Below are 673 nucleotides of genomic sequence, written 5' to 3' on the forward strand. Positions count from 1 at the left end.
GGCGAGGAGGTCGCGTCGACCTTAATCAAGACGCTTCGGTGCGAGTGGATCCACGGCTTCATCGCCGACTTCTTCAACACTATCGACCCTTCTCGGACGTTCCCTGAATGCAAGATCACGGGCAGGGTCTGACCCTATTCCCGACCTTGACAGCCAAGTGCAATATGCGCCAGTTGCGTCTTCGGTCGTTGCAAGCCTTGACACGATATGGTTCAGCATTGTTGGGCGGCAGCCCGAGGGTTCAAACCGATATTCGTCTCGCTGGAATGTCTAACGCGACTCCGTCATGATGTCCCAGCCCTGTCGAGCGACGCTGCCAAAGCCGTTAGCAAGGCATCAACTTCATTGACACCGCCGACGTCTACCACAACGGCAAGTCCGAGGAAGTCGTCGGTCGCGGCATCAAGGCGAGGCGCGATCATTGGGTCGTGACGACCAAATTCGTCAACTCGCACGACAAAGGGCCTAATCTCGGCGGCCATTCGCGCAAATGGGTGATCCAGACCGTCGAGAACAGCCTGCGCCGCCTTGGAACAGACTATATCGACCTGTTCTACTTCCACCGCGCCGTCTTCGATGCGCCGCTGTAAGAGCCGGTGCGGGCGATCGCCGACCTGATCCGCCAGGGCAAGCTGCGCTATTTCGGCGTCTCCAACTTTCGTGGCTGGCGCAT

General features: G+C 58.5%; 1 pseudogene. It reads left to right on the plus strand.

The window, feature by feature from the left end:
- Window positions 1-329: 329 nt before the first annotated feature.
- Window positions 330-673, plus strand: a pseudogene (locus NKH59_RS33415) (aldo/keto reductase); the annotation flags it as partial.

Source organism: Mesorhizobium sp. M0998 (assembly GCF_040318885.1).
Taxonomy (GTDB): domain Bacteria; phylum Pseudomonadota; class Alphaproteobacteria; order Rhizobiales; family Rhizobiaceae; genus Mesorhizobium.